Source organism: Psychrobacter sp. TB20-MNA-CIBAN-0197 (genome assembly GCF_040309765.1).
GTDB lineage: Bacteria > Pseudomonadota > Gammaproteobacteria > Pseudomonadales > Moraxellaceae > Psychrobacter > Psychrobacter submarinus.
Map to the genome: position 1 here is coordinate 1 of NZ_JBEOPC010000728.1, position 266 is coordinate 266.

Below are 266 nucleotides of genomic sequence, written 5' to 3' on the forward strand. Positions count from 1 at the left end.
GTTAACCCCCCTTTAATTTTAACTGCTGGTTTTTTTGCTCTCATTATTTTAGGCACTTGCTTATTACTATTACCTTTTGCAAGTGTTGAATCGCTTAGCTTTATTCAAGCTTTTTTTACTGCATCCTCTGCGGTTACAGTTACAGGCTTAGTTGTTATTGATACAGGCACTGCGCTAACCACATTTGGGCAATGTGTTGTTATGGTACTTATTCAAATTGGAGGAATCGGCTTTATGACCGTAGCCGTTATTTCATTTTTAAGTAT

The 266-nt window shown here is 36.8% G+C and carries 1 protein-coding gene; it reads left to right on the plus strand.

What is annotated here, in order from left to right:
- The coding region (locus tag AAEY83_RS15740; protein ID WP_351060445.1) for a potassium transporter TrkG at positions 1–266 on the plus strand (266 nt) is incomplete at both ends.